Raw genomic sequence first — 17,665 nt, forward strand, 5'->3', positions numbered from 1 at the left:
GCCAGTTTTGGCCGCTGGTTTCAGGTACGTCAGCTGAGCTTGATGGTGAGCGTAACCAACGTACCTGGCGCGCCATCGGCCACCGTCAGGTACGCGCCCAGCGCCGCCAGCCGTTCGGCCGTAACGGTCATCCCCAGCGATTCGCGCCGGTTGGTCGTTGGCGGCTGGTGGAGTGCCGCGGCCGCGGTTCGCCCAATGCCATTGTCGGCGATCGTAATCAGCAGGTGCGGCGCCTCGTGCCGGCACGTGATCGTGAGCTGACCGGTGCCATCGGTTTTGTGGCGTAGCCCGTGCAGAATGGCGTTCTCCACAAACGGCTGAATAAGCATGGGGGCGATGGGTACGTGGCTTAGGGTGGGGTCGCAATCGAGTTGATAGGTAAACCGGCTCCGGCTGCGCTCCTGTTCCAGTTCGATGTAGAGCCTGAGCGTCGCCAGTTCATCGGCCAGCAGAATCGACTCGTGGCGCGACTGCTCGAGCACGTTGCGGATCAGCTGCGAAAACCGTTGCAGGAAATCGGAGGCGCGGTCGGGTTGCTGGCTCAGGATATAGTAGTCGAGCGTGTTGAGGCAATTGAACACAAAATGCGGGTTCATCTGCGCCCGGAGCGCCCGCATCTCGGCTTCGGCTCGTTGCTGTTGGAGCTGCGCCTGCTCGCGCCGCGACAGGTTGATGCGGTAGCCGAGACCAAACGAAAACAACAGCATTTCGGTAGCCGTCCCGATCGGCATCAGGAAATTGACAAACGTGGCCCCGGCCCAGATGCCCAAGTTTTTGAGCGAAAACAACCCGATCGTAACGAACAGCACGAGCCAGCCCAATACGTAGAACAGAGCGGGCGCGTAACCCCGCCGCCAGATCAGCAGCGCCGCCACCCAGGTGACCAGAATCACCGGTACCACCGATAGCGCGACAAACTGCGTAATCTGGGCCGAATTGGCCAGCAGGGCTAATCCCGAAATGCCCAGCCCCACGACGATAAAGCTATACAGCACCCACTGCAGCCGCGGGAGCCGTTGCGGAATCGCCAGAAAATGATTGGCAAAGGCCGCCGCCGTGGCGATGGTCAGGCCGGTAAACACGTTCTGCGCCCGGACAGCCCAGTCGGGGTTGTCAGGCCAGAGCCATTTGAAGCCCAGCCCGTACATGCACAGGTGGGTGGCCGTCATGGCGAGCAGGTACACCGTGTAGAGCAGGTAGCCCCGGTCGCGCACCGACACAAACAGAAAGGCGTTGTAGATCAGCATGGCCAGCATCGCCCCGAAGTAGAGCGCCATGATGGTCTCGAACTCGCGGGCGTAGCGGTGGGCCACGGGCAGCGGCAGCAAGTCGAGGGTGTATTGTTGCGAATTGACCCCCGCCAGCCGCAGGTAAGCCGTGTAGGGGCGCGGGTCGGTGAGCCGAAGCGGGAAATCGAAGGTGAGGGCGTCGAACGGGCGCTGGGCAAACGAAAACCGGATACCCGCGGGCCACTGCCTAACCCGCCCCGTCGGATCGACCAGATACAGATCGCAGACCGTTGATGACAGGCTCATCACACGCAGCACCCAAACTGGCTGTTGCGCCGCTACCCCGTTGCTGATCGAAAACCGCAGCCAGTGCACCCGATCGGTATGCCCAAAATCGATCTGATCAGCTTCGACCGGCATCATCGGTTGCCGACGTACCTGTTCGAGGGTGAGTGGGCCGCCGGTTTCGGTCAGGTACGTTACCGCCGCCTGCAGCGCGTGGGGTTCCCCCGCCCGGTCGAGCTGCACGGCCGCAGGTACGTTGCCGGTGGGTACGTTACGGCGACCATCGTTGGTATGGCAGGCTAGCAGTAGTAGTTTCAATGCTAGCAACAGGCTGGGCCGCAATAGGTTGAACCTACTGCGGCTCAGCCTGTTGTAGCTTGCTTTTTCTGTTTTACTTCCGTACCTCATGAGGCAAAGTACGGCATCCGTAACCGGGATTCCGCGGGGGTATTTACCGAGCGCGTGCGGCCAGATCCGTCAGCGGAATATCCAGCATCCGACCCACGGGTTGTCCGTTGCGGTAGGCCACCACGCGCAGGCGGTCGGCGCCCTTCGGGAATACAAACGGCTGCATGTAACGGGGTGACTGCGCGTCGGGAAGGGTATTGTCGGTGGTGTAATACAGATCCGTGTCGGGCAGTTCGTGGGTAATAATCACATCGAGTAAGCCGCCGGGGCCCTGCCGTTGCACCGTCACGAAGGGGTTGAGGTAGCTGCGGCTGTAATTGACCCCCGCCGCGTCGAACCGGACAAAATGCCGCTCCATCCGCTGGATAAAATCGGTCCAGTTGCGGCTGCTTTTGGGCGACCATAAGGCTTCCGCAATGGCAAACGCACGGGGCCAGACCATGTATTCGGCGTGGCGTGTGGTGGGTATCGACTCCGTCCAGAGGTTGGCCTGTCCGCCCAGAATCAGCTCGGACCGAACGCTGTCGGGAACGGGCTCAAAGGCGTAGGAATTGCTGAGGCGGCACAGGCTGTAGGTACTCGGTTCGGCCGAAGGGTCACCCTGGTACAGGTCGAGGTAACAATTTTGGTAAGGCGTCATGATCACCGGGCGACCCTGTTTGGCGGCGGCAATGCCCCCGTTCATGCCCCGCCAGCTCATCACGGTAGCGCCGGGTGCCAGGCCACCCTCCAGAATCTCGTCCCAGCCAATGAGGCGCTTGCCTTTGCTGTTGACGATCTTTTCCACGCGCCGCACGAAATAGCTCTGCAACTCTTCCACCGTCTTCAGCCCGTTGGCGGCCATCAGCGGTTTGCAGGCCTCGCAACTCGCCCAAAAGCCTTTATACGCTTCGTCGCCCCCGATGTGGATATACGGGGCCGGAAACAGCGCCGCCACTTCGGTAAACACCTTATCGACAAATAGATAGGTGCTGTCGCTGCACGGGTTCAGCGTGTTGTCTTCCAGCTTGTAGAACTTGCCATTGGGGTAAATGGGCACTTTCTTACCGCTGCACGTCAGCGACGGATAGGCCGAAATCGCCGCCAGCATATGCCCCGGCATGTCAATCTCGGGCACCACCATCACCTGCCGTTCGGCCGCGTAGCGCACCACCTCCCGAATCTCGTCCTGCGTGTAAAAGCCGCCGTAGGTTTGGGGTTCGCCGGGGATTGGGTTCTCGCGGCTGTTCCAGGGGCCGGTGCGGGGGGCTCGCCACGCGCCCGCCTGCGTGAGGTTGGGCAGGCTTTTGATCTCGATCCGCCAGCCCTGATCGTCGGTCAGGTGCCAGTGAAACACATTGTATTTGTAGCGGGCCATCAGGTCGATGAAGCGCTTCACGTAGTCTTTCGTGAAAAAGGAGCGGCTTACGTCGAGCATCATACCCCGCCAGCCAAACCGGGGCTGATCGCGGATGGTGCAGGCCGGCAGGGTCGTGCTGCCCGCAGGTACGTTGCCCGCAAACCGAAAACCGGGCCGTTCGCGGTCGGGCGGCAGGAGTTGCCGTAGCGTTTGCAAGCCGTAGAAAATACCGGCTGCCGCAGGGGCCGTCAGCCGAATACCCGTTGGCGTCACGACGAGTTCGTAGCCCTCGCTACCCAGCCCGGCTACGGCGGCCAGCCGCACGGTGATGTTGTTGGCGGGGCGGGCCAGATCGTTGATACGCAGACCCGGCAGATTGGTTTGCACCAGTTGCCGTACCTCGGCCACGGGTGTTTGCAGCGCCAGTTGCGTCTGGGGCGTGATCGTAAACTGCCCTTTAGTTAACTGAATGGATTGCGGTTGGGGAATTAGCGCCGGTAGGGTAGGCTGGGCAGCGGCTGCCAGTGGCAAAAGGACCGCGACGCACAGCAGGCGCCACCCGCCCAGCGTTTGGGCGGTACGTAAAACGAAAGACGAATTCATGCCGTAACTAGGGCGGATATAGTAAAGTGAATGGTAGTAGAAAGGGCCGACGCCGGGGTGATTACTCCATCGTCAACCGAATAATGCGGCCCGGCCCTTCGACTGATACGTAGATGCTACCGTCGGGGGCCTGCTTCACGTTGCGGACCCGATTGCCTTGCAACAGCTTTTCTTCGCGGACGACGGTGTTGCCGTCGAGTTCGAGTCGGCTCAGGTACGTTAAGGCGAGCCCGCCCGCCAGCAGGTTGCCGCTCCAGGCCTTAAACATCGGGCTGTTTACGAACGTCAGGCCACAGGGGCCGATCGACGGTGTCCAGGTATACACTGGATTTTCGACACCCGCCATGGTGGGCGTCGCCGAAATGGTCGTGCCGTCGTAATTGACGCCGTAGGAGACCAGCGGCCAGCCGTAATTTTTGCCTTTTTGAATGATGTTTACTTCGTCACCGCCTTTCGCGCTATGTTCGGTCTCCCAGATGGCACCCGTCGTCGGGTTGAGAGCCAGCCCCTGCGGGTTGCGGTGGCCATACGAATAGATTGTAGTCGGGGCTGAGTTGCCGGGTAGCACCGGGTTGTCGGCGGGCACAGCACCCGCGTCAGTCATGCGGTGGACTTTCCCCCATTCGGTCTGCACGTTCTGGGCATTTTTATTGGGCGAATTGGCGCCGCCGTAGCTGCTGGGTCCGCCTTCGCCCACGCTCAGATAGAGCAGCCCCGCCTGATCGAACACAATGCGGCTGCCGTAGTGCCCTTTCCACTGGTTGGTGGCGGCCGCCTGGAAAATCGGCTGCACGTCGGTCAGCGCGTTGCCGTTGAGTTTAAAGCGGATGAGTTTTAGCGCCGTGTTCGACGTACCTGGCACCGTGGCGGCGTAACTGGCGTAAATCCAGCCGTTTGATGCGTAGTTGGGATGCACGCGCAGATCCAACAAGCCACCCTGTCCGCTGGTATTGATGTCGGTGGGCAAGCCGGTCAGTTCGGCGATGGTCTGACCCAGTCGGCGGTACATACGCCCGCGTTTTTCGGCAAACAGCAGCTCGCCGCTGGGCAGAAAATCCATGCCCCAGATGATTTCGTAGCCCGTCAGGATGGTTTCGGTGCGCAGGCCCGCCGTTGCCGTGCCTGTGCCCGATTGGGGTGGCGTGACGGGGTTGGTTTCGGTCGAGGCGGGGTCGTCGGTGCGCTGGCAGGCGGCGAAGCCCAGGGCTGCGGCCACGGTCAGGGCGATATAGACTGAGGAACGGATCATGGTTTTGTAAGTCGTTGAGTGCTATAGCGCTAACGGTGGGGGTGTCTGCTTTGTTATTAGGGCGAGGTTAGGCAGCGCGGCCGGCTCCCACAAAAACAGGCTCTTTTCCGAAACCTAAGGCTGGTCTTCCTTCTTATTAGAGCTATGGCAGATACTGTTCAAAATCATATCCGAACCGCCCTCGTGACGGGTGGTTCAAAAGGCATTGGCTACGGGGTAGCCGAAATGCTTATCAACGAAGGCGTAAAAGTGGCGATCACCAGCCGGTCGCAGGAAGCCGCCGACAAGGCCGCCGCCAAACTCAACCAGTTGAAAGAAGGCTACGCGCTGGGTTTTGCCGCCGACGTGCGCGATCTGGCGTCGCAGCAACGGGTGGTCGACCAGCTACTTGGGCAGTGGGAACGGCTCGATTATGTCATCGCCAACGCCGGGGTAGGTCATTTCGCGCCCATTCAGGAACTGACGCCCGAGCAATGGCAGGAAACGATCGACATCAACCTGACGGGCGTGTTCAACACGGCCAAAGCGACGATTGCCGAACTGAAGAAAACGGAAGGGTATTTCATCAGCATCGCCAGCCTCGCCGGGACCAACTTTTTCGAGAAGGGCTCGGCCTACAACGCGAGTAAGTTCGGGCTGGTTGGCTTCTCGCAGGCCATCATGCTCGACCTGCGCAGCGAAGGCATCAAAGTCAGTACCATCATGCCCGGCTCAGTGGCGACGGAGTTTGCCGACCACGTACCCAGCGACGCCGACGCCTGGAAAATCCAGCCCGAAGACATCGGCAAACTGGTAGTTGACCTGCTGAAGATGCACCCGCGTACCCTGCCCAGCAAAATCGAAGTCCGCCCCACAATTCCGGGCGGGAAGAAATAAGGACCAAGAGATGAACGGTGAGGGGTGATTGATAGGCGGTGAATGACCGCGGTTTGGGTCTGCTAACGTACCTGAACGGCATCGCCACTCATCGCTCATCGTTCACCGATCATCGTTCATCACTCTTCCCGACTTTCTCGTATATTCCGGCAAAGCCACTATTCATGCCCCACATCGTCATTATTGGAAACGGCATTGCCGGTATTACGGCAGCCCGTGAGCTGCGCAAAGGCGGTGACGATCAGATCAGCGTCGTGTCGTCGGAAACCGATCACTTCTTTTCGCGGACGGCCCTCATGTACATCTACATGGGACACATGACGTACACCCACACCAAACCCTACGAAGACGGGTTCTGGACTAAAAACCGCATCGACCTGCTACGGGCGCACGTAACCAGCGTCGATTTTGAGCAGAAACAACTCACGACCGATACGGGACAGACCCTCCGCTACGACGTGTTGCTGCTGGCGCTTGGCTCGCAGCCCAACCGACCGGCGGCGCTGGGCGTGGCGTTGCGGGGTGTGCAGGGGCTCTACGGCATGCCCGATCTGGAACAGCTGGAGGCACTGACAGCCGAGGGCATCAGCCGGGCGGTGGTCGTGGGGGGTGGGCTCATCGGGATCGAACTCTGCGAAATGCTCTTGTCGAGGCAGATTCCCGTTTCGTTTCTGGTGCGCGAAAAAAGCTTCTGGTCGAGTGTGTTGCCCGCCGAAGAATCGGCGCTGGTCACGCGTCACATCCGCGACCACCACGTTGATCTGCACCTGGAAACCGAAGTAGCCGAGTTGCACGACGATGGAAACGGTCGCGTCGGGGCGGTGTCGACCACGGCCGGGCAACGCCTCGACGCGCAATTTGTGGGCGTTTCGGTTGGCGTTTCAGCCAACATCGGTTGGCTGCGGGGTACGTCGCTGGAAACCGATCGGGGTATTCTGGTCGATGACTACCTGCGTACCAACGTACCTGACGTCTACGCCCTCGGCGACTGCGTGCAGCACCGCACGCCCCCGCCGGGCCGCAAACCCGTGGAGCAGATCTGGTACACGGGCCGGATTATGGGTGAAACCGTGGCCAAAACCCTATTGGGGCAGCCCACGCCCTATCGGCCCGGCGTGTTTTTCAACTCGGCCAAATTCTTCGACATCGAGTACCAGACCTACGGCGACGTACCTGCCCGCCTCCCCGACGATGGTACGTTAGCGTCGTTCTACTGGGCGCATCCCGACGGTAAAAAGGCGTTTCGCGTCAATTACCGTACCGATACGGGAGCCGTAACAGGGATGAACGCGCTGGGCATCCGGCAGCGGCAGGACGTCTGGACGCGCTGGATCGAAGAAAAACGGCCCGTCAGCTACGTGCTCGAACACCTCCCGCAAGCCAATTTCGACCCCGAATTTTTTCGCCAATACGAGGGCGACATCATCGCGGCCTACAACGCGCAACATCCCGGCACAGCCGTTCGAGTTAAAGCCAAAAAAGGCTTGTTTGGGCTATTTGCTTAAAACAGTTTATCTAGCGAAAGCCGGTTGATATTACTGTTGATAGTATCATTTGATATGATCATGACCCCGCCTTACGATATTACACCCACGTAATCGTAACGGCCTGTTCCAGATCAGGGTGAAGGCTGATGGCGACGGGACAGGTGTGGGCAACTTTTTCAAGCTTCGCTTTTTGGGCATCCGTGAGGGGTGTGCCCTCGGCCGTGGTGGCACGCAGGGTCATCGCGATCTCGATGCGGGCAATGCGGCGCGGCGGCTCCGTCGACATGATCTTGGTCACGCTGGCGTCGCTGTTGAGTAGTTCGATACCATCCCGGCGGGCAAAAATGGCCATGGTCGTGAGAATACACGTACCCAGCGCGTTGGCGACCAGGTCGGTGGGGGAGAAGGCTTCGCCCCGGCCCTGGTTATCGGTGGGCGCATCGGTGTAAATCTGGGTGCCCGATTGCAGGTGGGTATCCTGGGTACGTAAGTCGCCGAGGTAGCTGATCTGGATGGTTGGCATGCCGACAAGTGGAGTGAGTTGAGGCGGTAAAAATCGACATTCGCCCGACAATCCAGCCACGCTCATCCCGAAAACTTTTCCGGCAGGTAGGGGTGCCGATCTGGTGCCAGCCAGGCTAGGCAAGCAGGCCCAGGCTGCCCAGGGTCGTTACCGCTTTTACGACGGCATTGATTTTTCCCGCGATGCTATCCAGCAAGGTGGCAATATGTTCGAGGGCGTCGGAGGTGGCGCTGATCCTGTCGGCCAGGTCTTTGAGGCCGCTTGCCTGGGCTTTTATCTGATCGGCGCTCTGTTGCAGATCAAGCACCACAATATCGTGAGCCAACTGGTCGAGGGCTTCGATGCCCAAGCCTAACTGCGTCAACTCGGCGTCGGTATGTCCGGGCTGGTTACTCTCGATCATCAACGTTCGTTTGGCATCGTTGACGGTCACAAACAGAGCCGTTAAGGAAATAGTCATGGCGGTGTATCGGTTATAGTTTTATCTCTTTATACGTAGCCTGTAGATCGCGGATAGCCTTGTGCAAGGCCAGTAACTGCTGACTGATGCCCGAGAGGGTCTGTTTGGTCGCCAGGGCCTTTTTTAAGGCGGAATGGGTTGTCCGTATCTGTTGCAACGCCGTGATTGACTGCTTATTCAACTGATTGAGGTGCTGGTATTTACTGACCAGGTCAGCCCCCATGCCAGCCGCCTGATACCGACCCAGCCGATCCGTTTTGATGGCGTCGAATAAGGCATTGACGCTTAGCGAATCGGTTTTTTCGCTCTGCTCGATCAGCACCGACGCCTTTTCCCGTAGCAGCGATTCATTGCTTCGGCAAAGCGCGGCAACCAGCGTATCGCCTTCATTGACAAATTGCTGCAGGGCCTTGGTCTGTTTCTGGCCGATGTACCGGCCACCGAGTTCGGTCAGAGTTTTGCCGAGTAACGAACCCACGTTGGGAATGACCGGAATGGCCGTAGACAGATCTGAAATCGATTCGCCCAGGCTGTTGGCTGATTGGGCGGCATTGGTGGCAAAGTCGGGCGACGAGAGTCGTTGCAGCGCCAGCGCATACTCGTTTAGCACGTTCATGCTTGCCTTTATCTGCCTGACGGGCTTTAGTTCGGCCTGTTTGTCGGCGTAAAATTTAGCCAACTGCTTATAGGTGTCACCGTTCAGAGAAGTCGCTGTGCCCGGGTTGACGCCTGCTGATTGCTCCAGAATGATGGACTGATAGCGGTTATCGATCACTTCGTTCAAGACTTTTTCTGCGTGGTTGCCGCCCGTGCTGGCTAGCGTAGCAAACTGGTTGACGGCCTCAACCTGCGACTTGGTCAGGGTAGCGCAACCGCCGAGAGCGGTCACCCCAACTGATAGCAAAAGAATGGGAAGACGTGACATAGGCGTAAAGTGGGTAAGGAAGTGGTGCGTGCGTAACAGTGGTGTTGGATGATCAAAGCTACATAGACCTGTCGGGCAAGGGTAGCGCCTTTTTCCCGTATTCGCAAAGGCGTATTTACCGTTTATGTGGTTAGTTTTGTTGACCGCACCTGCCCGCGCTGCGATGGTCAAACACCTTGGCCAATCGGGCGCTGCCGGTGCGCCCCCTACATTTAACAAACCTTTACTCATGGTTAACGAACCCGTAGCCTCTTCGGGCCAACCCCTCACGGAGCAGACCGACAACCGATCGGCCTTGTACACGCTCATGACTGTCTGGTTTTTCTGGAGTTTTGTAGCGGCCTCCAACGGTATCCTCATTCCGCTGTTCAAAGACAAATTCAACCTGTCGCAGACGCAGGCGCAGTACATCGATTTTGCCTTTTACGCGGCCTATTTCGTGGGGTCAATTCTGTATCTGTTGGTATCGGCATCCATCAAGACCGACGTATTAAACCGAATTGGCTATAAGAACGGGATCATCTACGGCCTGCTGGTATCGGCCGTGGGTACGTTGCTCTTCTATCCGGCGGCAGAGTTGCAATCCTATTCGCTGCTGCTGTCGGGGCTGTTTATCGTTGGGCTGGGCTTCTCGCTGCAACAGACAGCCACGCAGCCGTTCATGATCGCGCTGGGGCCACCCGAAACCGGCTCGCAACGGATCAACCTGGGTGGGGCCGTCAATAACCTGGGGGGCACCATCGGCCCCGTACTGGTGTCGTTTGCCATCTTTGGATCGATCTCGCCTGAAGCCGCCAAGAGCGCGACGGTTGAGTCGGTAAAAGTGCCTTATCTGGTGCTGGGTGCGCTTTTTCTGGCGCTGGCGGCCTTCTTCAAGTTGTCGAAACTGCCCCACATCACCAACGATGAGAAGGTGGAAGTGGGCACGGGCGTACTGAAATTCCCGCAGCTGATTCTGGGCATGACCGCCATCTTCGTTTACGTGGGGGTGGAGGTAACCATTGGCTCGAACCTCGGCGAATACCTCAAAAAAGTAGAGAATCTGGAGGCCTCACAGGTGTCGAAATACGTGTCGCTGTTCTGGGGTAGTATGATGATCGGCCGCTGGACGGGCTCGATTTCCAACTTCAACCCAAGCCCGGCCATGAAGCGGATACTGGTGTTTGTGGTGCCGTTTGTAGCGTTTGGTATCGTGCTGGGTGTGAATGCGCTGTATAGCGGCGACGTCACCGACCTGCTGCCCTATGCCGTCTGCGTGCTCGTGATGATTGCCACCTTCCTGGCCGCCCGCGAAAAACCCGTTACCATTCTCCTGTACTTTACCGCCGCCGGTGCCCTGCTGGCCCTGATCGGTGTGCTCACGACGGGCAAAGTGGCCCTGTTCTCGCTCATCAGCGGCGGGCTGTTCTGCTCGATTCTGTGGCCCAGCATCTTCTCGCTTGGTACGGCGGGTCTTGGCAAATACACCAACCAGGGGGCTGCCTTCCTGATCATGATGATTCTGGGTGGGGCAATCGTGCCGGTGTTGCAGGGTAAACTGGCCGATAGCATCGGCATTCAGCAGTCGTATCTGGTCGCGGTCGCCTGCTTCGCTTACCTCTTCTTCTTTGGCATTCGCGTACAGGCCGTGCTTCGCAAACAAGGTATCGATTTCGATCAGGCCGTGACCAGCGGTAAGAGCGGGCATTAACATAGTTTGTGGTTTGTGGTTTGTAAGGTGTAGCGAGTGAGTCAATGGCGGTACAGGCATGGTGTCCTGCCCGCCATTGACTCACTCGGCATAAACAAATCACAACCTACAGCGGCCAACCGGCAATAACGACGAACTGTAGATTACCTATGGCTAAACGTAAGACTACCAATACCGACGTACCTGCTGCTGAACTGGCGGCGGTTACGCCTCTTCCCACACCTGAGAGCGAGCAGGCCGCACAAAGGAGCAACGAAACGAGCAGTGGCTCGGCCCCCGGCCACTATTCGCGCTTTACTGACCTTGACATTTACCTGTTCCGCGAGGGCAAACACACCCGCCTTTACGAGAAATTCGGCTCGCACGTGGTGACGCACAACGGCGTGTCGGGTACGTATTTCGCCGTTTGGGCGCCGTCGGCCCGGTACGTATCGGTGATTGGTGATTTCAACGGCTGGGATCGCGGTAGCACCACCATGAATGTGCGCTGGGACTCGTCGGGCATCTGGGAAATTTTTGTGCCCGGTGTCGCTACCGGCACCACGTATAAGTATTTCATCGTCCACGAAAACGGGCGCGAACTGGAAAAAGGCGATCCCTACGCTCACTTCTGGGAAATACCCCCGCAGACGGCCACCAAAGTGTGGGACACGTATTACGAGTGGAACGATCAGGACTGGATGGCCACGCGCCACGAAAAGAATGCCCTGAATGCGCCCATTTCGATCTACGAAGTACACCTGTCGTCGTGGAAGCGTGATCCCGGTAATCCAACGCGCGAACTGAGCTACGGTGAAATCGGCGATTCGCTGGTCGATTACGTCAAGGAGATGGGCTTCACGCACGTGGAGTTCATGCCCGTGATGCACTACCCATACCCGCCGTCGTGGGGGTATCAGGTAACGGGCTATTTCGCCCCCAGCAGCCGGTTTGGCGCACCGCAGGATTTCATGCAGCTCGTCGAACGGCTGCATCAGGCGGGCATTGGCGTCATCCTCGACTGGGTACCGGCTCACTTCCCCGGCGACGCCAACGGGCTGTATGAGTTTGATGGCTCACACCTCTACGAGCACCCCGACCCGCGCATGGGGTACCACCCCGACTGGAAATCATACATCTTTAACTACGGCCGCCCCGAGGTACGTTCGTTCCTGATTAGCAACGCGCTGTTCTGGTTCGATCGCTGCCACGCCGATGGGCTGCGGGTCGATGCCGTGGCGTCGATGCTGTACCTCGATTACTCGCGCAATGCGGGCGAGTGGGTACCCAACGTCTTTGGCGGGCGCGAAAACCTGGATGCCATTTCGCTGTTCAAAGAGATCAACGAAGCCATCTACCGCGAGTTTCCGGGAACGCAGACAATCGCCGAAGAGTCGACTGCCTTCCCCGGCGTGTCGCGGCCGGTCTACACGGGTGGGCTTGGCTTTGGCATGAAGTGGATGATGGGCTGGATGAACGACACCCTTCGTTACTTCGAGCGGGAGCCCATCAACCGCAAATACCATCAGAGCGAACTGACGTTCAGTACGGTCTACGCGTTTACCGAAAACTTCGTGCTGCCGCTTTCGCACGACGAGGTCGTGTACGGGAAGCACGCGCTGGTGAGCAAAATGCCGGGCGACGAATGGCAACGCTTTGCCAACTTGCGGCTTCTGTTTGCCTATATGTTTACCCACTCGGGCACCAAACTGCTGTTCCAGGGAGGCGAATTTGGCCAGACAGCCGAATGGAATTTCGATCAGAGTCTCGACTGGCACCTGCTCGACCATCCACCCCACCAGGGCATGGCCGCCTGCGTGAAGGCTCTCAACCAGCTGTATCGCACCGAACCGGCCATGTATGAGCGGAATTTCTCGGCAGATGGCTTTGAATGGATCGACACCTCCGACCATGAAAATAGCGTGCTGGTCTACGCCCGTAAAGGCGAAAAACCGGAAGAAACCTTGATCGTGGTGCTGAACATGACACCCGTACCGCGCCCGGAATACCGGATTGGCGTGCCGGCGGCGGGGAGCTACGGCGAAATCTTCAACTCCGACGATCAGAGCTACTACGGTAGCGGCCTGCTCAACCCGGCCCCGATCCAGACAGAGGCTACCCCGTTGCATGGTAAAGAGCAATCGATCAGCCTGACGTTGCCGCCGCTGGGCGCTACGGTGCTGAAGTGGATTGAATAGCGCAACGCACTCAGTTGCCGTTCGTTACCGAAAACCCCCTGCTGGCAGGGGGTTTTCTTTTTTTAGGTTAACTTAACTAAGGGTAGTCAATGTGCCTAATCAGTTTACTAGGTTGGTCTATTATTTGATATCGGTACTGTGCAGTATCTTGAAGAGCCTCGTCTTATCCATCTATGAAAGTCTGTTACGTCGCTTTGGTCTGTTGGCTTATTTGCCAGCAGGCTAGTTATGCACAACGAATAACCTTTTTTAAATTACCCGCCAACGGGCAACTATACCCGCGCAATGAACAATCAGTGGCGCTTGTTCCCATCGAAGGCCGCATCGATACGGCGGGTTTTGAGCGGGTGTCCGTGCAGGTATTTCGAAATTCGAGCCTCTATCGGCAGTACAGTTTGCCTTTATCGTACAGCCCAACGGGTAGCGCCCCTGTTGCGCTGACAACGACCATTCCGGCCGAACTGGCGCAGTACCGGGTACGTATATTTCTGCATAGCGGCGTCGCTGGCATTACCGACTCCCTCCTGATTGCCGACCGGCAACGCATCGTGGCGGGGGATGCGTACGTGATCAGTGGCCAATCCAACGCGACCGCCTACAACGCCCCACCGTACTACACCTACCAAAGCGAGTATATCCGCACGTTTGGGGTCTATACCGGCTTCGGCGAATACAACCCGGCCGATACACTCTGGGCGGCGGGTAACGGCTCGTCGGCCACGCTGATTGGCACCTGGGGGATGGAAATGGCCCGCCGCCTGACCGAGCAGTATCGGATACCCATTTGCATCATCAACGGGGCCGCTGGTGGGGCGCCTATTCAGGTCCTCAGCGCCCGCACCGATGATGACCCGATGGACTTGGCTACCAACTACGGTCGGCTATTGTACCGGGTGCACAAAGCCGGGCTAACGGGCCGCATTAAGGCGTACTTCTACCGGCAGGGCGAAAACGAAACCAGTGGCTGGGCGAGTGGCTGGATGATGAACTTCGATTACCTGTTCAACAACGTCCGCCGCGACTACCCCAATCTGAGGCGTTTTTATTTGTTTCAAATTCACGTGCTGGCGGGTTTCGCCGAGGCAACGCCTGGTTTTCGCGACTACCAGCGTCGGCTTCAATCGCTACAGCCGCTCATTCGGTCGCACGCCACGGTGGGTACGAAGGCCTACGATGGCATTCACTTTGGCGTCGAGGGGCATCAGGAAACGGGGCTGGAGGTTTTCCGGCTGGTCGCGCGTGATTTTTACGGCTCCACGGATACCGTTCAGATCATATCGCCCGACATCAAAAAAGCGTATTATACCTCGCCAGCCCGCAACGAACTGGTGATGCAGTTCGACGAAGGCCAACAACTGCGGTGGCCCGGCGATACAACCGTCAGCGACCCGTATGGCGATAGCGTGACGCATCAGCTGCGGCAATGGCTTTTTCTGAACAAGAAAGCCGGGGCGGTGGTGTCGGGGCGAGTGGATGGCTACCGGGTGATCCTGACGCTGAATGGCAGCCGGTCTGAGCAGGATTTGGGCTATTTACCCCCCAATTATCCCACGCAGGATGCCACCCAGCCCACCTTGCCCGGCTTCGCGTCGGCCTTTCCGGGGCCGTTTCTGAAAAACGAACGTGGAGTACGGGCGTTTAGCTTCTGGAACGTACCTATCGGAGCACCGTTGCCACCGCTGCTGAGTCTGGCGGCTAAGTCAGAAACAGATGGTTCGGTTAAACTGACCTGGGCCGATCACCCTACGGAACAGGCATATGTCCTCGAACGCCGAACGAGTCAGGAACAGGCGTTCAGCCGGTTAGCGGCCCTGCCCCTCAATGCTACCCTGTATACCGACTCAACCGCCCAAAACCAGACAAGCTATCAATATCGGTTGCGCGCCGTTACTACGGCAGCTGAGGCGCTGGCCGATGTGTCTATCGCGGTCAATTGCCAGCCGGGTGGGCAACTCGCCAGTCTGCAATCGGGCGATTGGTACCGGGCTCGTCTGTGGTCATGCGGTATGTTACCTTCGCCGACGGCTATTACCCAGATCATGCCCCGTCATGTCGTTACGTTGCATCAGCACGCCTGGACAAAAAGCATCCGGCTCAGCGGCACGTTACGCCTTCAACCGGGCGGCATCCTTCGAATGGGGCAGTAGGAGCAAGACAGCTTGTTGCTTAGCCATTGCTCAATTGAAAGTTAACTAGTTGTTGCGATACAAGCCTGAATAGCGGAAGCATATTATTCCGAACGTGCAGCTCATCAAAAACGCGCTGAAGTCGATATTGCTTCAGAATGTCATTGGCACCCGTGTCGGGAAATAAGATATCGGCCGTGATGGTGCCTGTCAGTACATCAAACGTAAACTGTGCGTTGATCAGGTTAAGAAACTCGTTGATTTTCGACAGCTTGAAGGGGTCATTCAGTACTTCAGGGTGGCAATACAGGCAGTACGTAGACACCTCGTTGAGCAGTTTCGACAGGTTAAGGTATTGGTATCGAAGCGATTCGTTGCCAGGGAGTGCCACAACTTCATGGTAGATGCGATTAAGGATCGGCTCGAAACCCACCAGCGCGACCATCGTGGGCTGAGTGGTGTCGTGAATAGCCGCACTGATGTTACTTAACATAGCATCGCGGTTGGCGGCCGACAAGCTCAGTGCTGTTGCGGAGTAGCCGTATACCAACGCGTCTTTGGTGCGGCGATACGACATAAACGTGCGCAGGTGTTCGTTGATCGTCGGGTTAGCCAAATGAAAAATCTTCAGGTGATGGCGTGTCAGCTGGTCATAAACGTACTCAAGCTGTCGAGCGGCCGAGAACGCCATCGGCTCTTCCAGGGCCGCCGTTTCACTGGGTACGTCGGGCAGCGACAGTCCCATCAGGTAACAGCAGGTGCCATAGCCAACGGCGATGCGACAAACCTGGATAGGCTTGTTGGCGACAGGCTCGAAGACCTTGTTGAACGTATCGCGCAGCATAAAGACGCCGTCGATCTGCCTTTTCTCCAGCAGTTCTACCAAATCGTCGGCTACATAAACGTTGTCTAATTTTTGGGTCTGCGCCTGAAGTTCGGCTGGGTCGCTGAGGTTCTCGATCCAGTTTGGTCCGCCCTCTTTACCCGAAAAAGCAAACCGAATACCGCTGGGCACTTTCGATTGCCCGTTCTCGCCGATGACACCCAACGCGCTCAACAGCAACGCTGCATAAGACGTGAAGCCCGAGGCGAGCCGTAGTTCGGTATCTGTGTGACTGCCTGAAAACTGGAAGGCGTGTACGGCTTGCCAAAGGTCAGCTACCGTAGCATCGGCGCGGTCTAACACGATTTGTGCAATCTTCCGATAGGTATCATCCTTGGCTTTGACCTGCTGCTTCAGAATCCGATTGAAGCCTGCCGGGTCCAGCTGTTCCCCAAATTTTTGAGCCTGTTTGACAAAATCGCTTTGCGTGCCGCTACCGATGTGTTTTCTGAGATAGATGGATAACTTTTCCTCTGGAGACATAAACGTGAATGATAGATATCAGTCTACTATAAATGCTTTTGCTGAATTAAATCAATTATTGTCAATGGTACTATATGTTACTCTAAATTCTTAACAATCGGTACCTGTTCGGACGCTGTAATGAAATAATATAAAAAAATTGTTCTTTTAATCTTGAAATTATGAAATATTAGATTAGAATTGCATAGACTTTATTGAAAACTAGCCTAACTAACCAGATCGTATGCAACTATCCGCTTTACCACCGCCTCAATGGGGAGAGGTGTTCGGCTGGCGACGGCCCCGCTATTTTATGGTGTTGACAGAACGGTACCAGTTTGAGCAATATGCCGCCGCGTATTGTCGGGTATCGGGTAATCCTATGTCGGTTGGGTATCTCGAGCGATGCGACGTAGTGATTGGCTATTATGAGGCCGACCAGATGGTTGGCGGGTTTGCCTTCAGCACGCTTGAACGGCAAGCATTGCGGGTATTTACCGAGTTAGCACCCGATCAGGTTGGTGATCTGCTGCGCGGGCACAGACTGACGGCCGCTGACCTGCTGGAAATTGCCGGGTTTTATATCGACGGGGAGCGCGCAATGATCTGGGATCGACTTCGGATGAATCTAATGCTGATGAGAAAAGCCCAGGAATTAGCTACCAGGCTACAAAAAACGCACGTCGTGGCGGGCGCCTTCGAAACCGGGCTCCAGATTGAGCAACGTAAAATTCTCACGCTGATGCTGTACCGCAACACAACCAACCTGAAGAAGGGCCGGGTGGTGGAGATCTACGCCGGCCACCGCAATCGCTTGGTACCAGTTGGCATCTGGGTGATCGGTCAGAAGCTGCTCAAATGGCTTAGCCACAAGTAGTGGCCAGAGTAAGAAGGAGTTACAGCTACCAATATACAAAAAGGAAAGTCCCACTCAGCGCTGAGT

General features: G+C 57.4%; 13 protein-coding genes. 6 read left to right on the top strand and 7 right to left on the bottom strand.

Features of this window, described 5'->3' with window-relative positions:
- Window positions 1–29: 29 nt before the first annotated feature.
- The 3 genes from FAES_RS08575 to FAES_RS08585 all read right to left on the bottom strand — a co-directional run bounded on the left by FAES_RS08575 (window position 30) and on the right by FAES_RS08585 (window position 5,113).
- Complete coding sequence (locus tag FAES_RS08575) at window positions 30–1,832, bottom strand: 7TM diverse intracellular signaling domain-containing protein (RefSeq protein WP_041257677.1); 1,803 nt, start codon at window positions 1,830–1,832, stop codon at window positions 30–32.
- Between the two features lie 133 nt (window positions 1,833–1,965).
- A complete protein-coding gene (locus tag FAES_RS08580) occupies window positions 1,966–3,864 on the bottom strand; it encodes a beta-N-acetylhexosaminidase (RefSeq protein WP_015330812.1) in 1,899 nt (632 codons plus the stop codon).
- A gap of 61 nt (window positions 3,865–3,925) precedes the next feature.
- Window positions 3,926–5,113 carry a PQQ-dependent sugar dehydrogenase gene (locus tag FAES_RS08585; protein WP_015330813.1) on the bottom strand — a complete coding sequence of 396 codons (1,188 nt, stop codon included), beginning with the start codon at window positions 5,111–5,113 and terminating at the stop codon, window positions 3,926–3,928.
- A gap of 144 nt (window positions 5,114–5,257) precedes the next feature.
- Here FAES_RS08585 and FAES_RS08590 point away from each other — a divergent pair, with 144 nt between their 5' ends.
- Both FAES_RS08590 and FAES_RS08595 read left to right on the top strand, forming a co-directional pair.
- Entirely contained in the window at window positions 5,258–5,989 is a 732-nt protein-coding gene (locus FAES_RS08590; protein WP_015330814.1) for an SDR family oxidoreductase, read from the top strand.
- A 164-nt stretch (window positions 5,990–6,153) separates the two neighbouring features.
- Entirely contained in the window at window positions 6,154–7,494 is a 1,341-nt protein-coding gene (locus FAES_RS08595) for an NAD(P)/FAD-dependent oxidoreductase (RefSeq protein ID WP_015330815.1), read from the top strand.
- A 79-nt stretch (window positions 7,495–7,573) separates the two neighbouring features.
- On the opposite strand, the gene FAES_RS08600 is transcribed toward FAES_RS08595, so the two are convergent.
- The 3 genes from FAES_RS08600 to FAES_RS08610 all read right to left on the bottom strand — a co-directional run bounded on the left by FAES_RS08600 (window position 7,574) and on the right by FAES_RS08610 (window position 9,384).
- On the bottom strand, window positions 7,574–7,999 hold the full coding sequence (locus tag FAES_RS08600; RefSeq protein WP_041257678.1) for an OsmC family protein: 426 nt from the start codon (window positions 7,997–7,999) through the stop codon (window positions 7,574–7,576).
- A gap of 115 nt (window positions 8,000–8,114) precedes the next feature.
- Window positions 8,115–8,459, bottom strand: coding sequence for a hypothetical protein (locus tag FAES_RS08605; RefSeq protein WP_015330817.1), 345 nt, complete (start codon window positions 8,457–8,459; stop codon window positions 8,115–8,117).
- Window positions 8,460–8,472: 13 nt separating this feature from the next.
- Complete coding sequence (locus FAES_RS08610; protein ID WP_148289321.1) at window positions 8,473–9,384, bottom strand: hypothetical protein; 912 nt, start codon at window positions 9,382–9,384, stop codon at window positions 8,473–8,475.
- Window positions 9,385–9,613: 229 nt separating this feature from the next.
- On the opposite strand from FAES_RS08610, the gene FAES_RS08615 reads away from it, so the two are divergent.
- From FAES_RS08615 to FAES_RS08625, 3 genes are all read left to right on the top strand, one after another.
- On the top strand, window positions 9,614–11,074 hold the full coding sequence (locus tag FAES_RS08615; protein ID WP_148289322.1) for an MFS transporter: 1,461 nt from the start codon (window positions 9,614–9,616) through the stop codon (window positions 11,072–11,074).
- A gap of 149 nt (window positions 11,075–11,223) precedes the next feature.
- Window positions 11,224–13,251, top strand: coding sequence for a 1,4-alpha-glucan branching protein GlgB (gene glgB / locus FAES_RS08620; protein WP_015330820.1), 2,028 nt, complete (start codon window positions 11,224–11,226; stop codon window positions 13,249–13,251).
- Between the two features lie 296 nt (window positions 13,252–13,547).
- Window positions 13,548–15,398 (top strand): sialate O-acetylesterase, encoded by a 1,851-nt coding sequence (locus FAES_RS08625; RefSeq protein ID WP_229364451.1) that lies wholly within the window; start codon window positions 13,548–13,550, stop codon window positions 15,396–15,398.
- 19 nt (window positions 15,399–15,417) lie between these two features.
- On the opposite strand, the gene FAES_RS08630 is transcribed toward FAES_RS08625, so the two are convergent.
- The gene (locus FAES_RS08630; protein WP_015330822.1) at window positions 15,418–16,743 is read right to left on the bottom strand and encodes a hypothetical protein; all 1,326 of its coding nucleotides are present in this window, start codon (window positions 16,741–16,743) and stop codon (window positions 15,418–15,420) included.
- 223 nt (window positions 16,744–16,966) lie between these two features.
- On the opposite strand from FAES_RS08630, the gene FAES_RS08635 reads away from it, so the two are divergent.
- Entirely contained in the window at window positions 16,967–17,599 is a 633-nt protein-coding gene (locus tag FAES_RS08635) for a hypothetical protein (RefSeq protein ID WP_148289323.1), read from the top strand.
- Window positions 17,600–17,665 lie beyond the last annotated feature (66 nt).

It is taken from the genome of Fibrella aestuarina BUZ 2 (genome assembly GCF_000331105.1).
GTDB classification, from domain to species: domain Bacteria; phylum Bacteroidota; class Bacteroidia; order Cytophagales; family Spirosomataceae; genus Fibrella; species Fibrella aestuarina.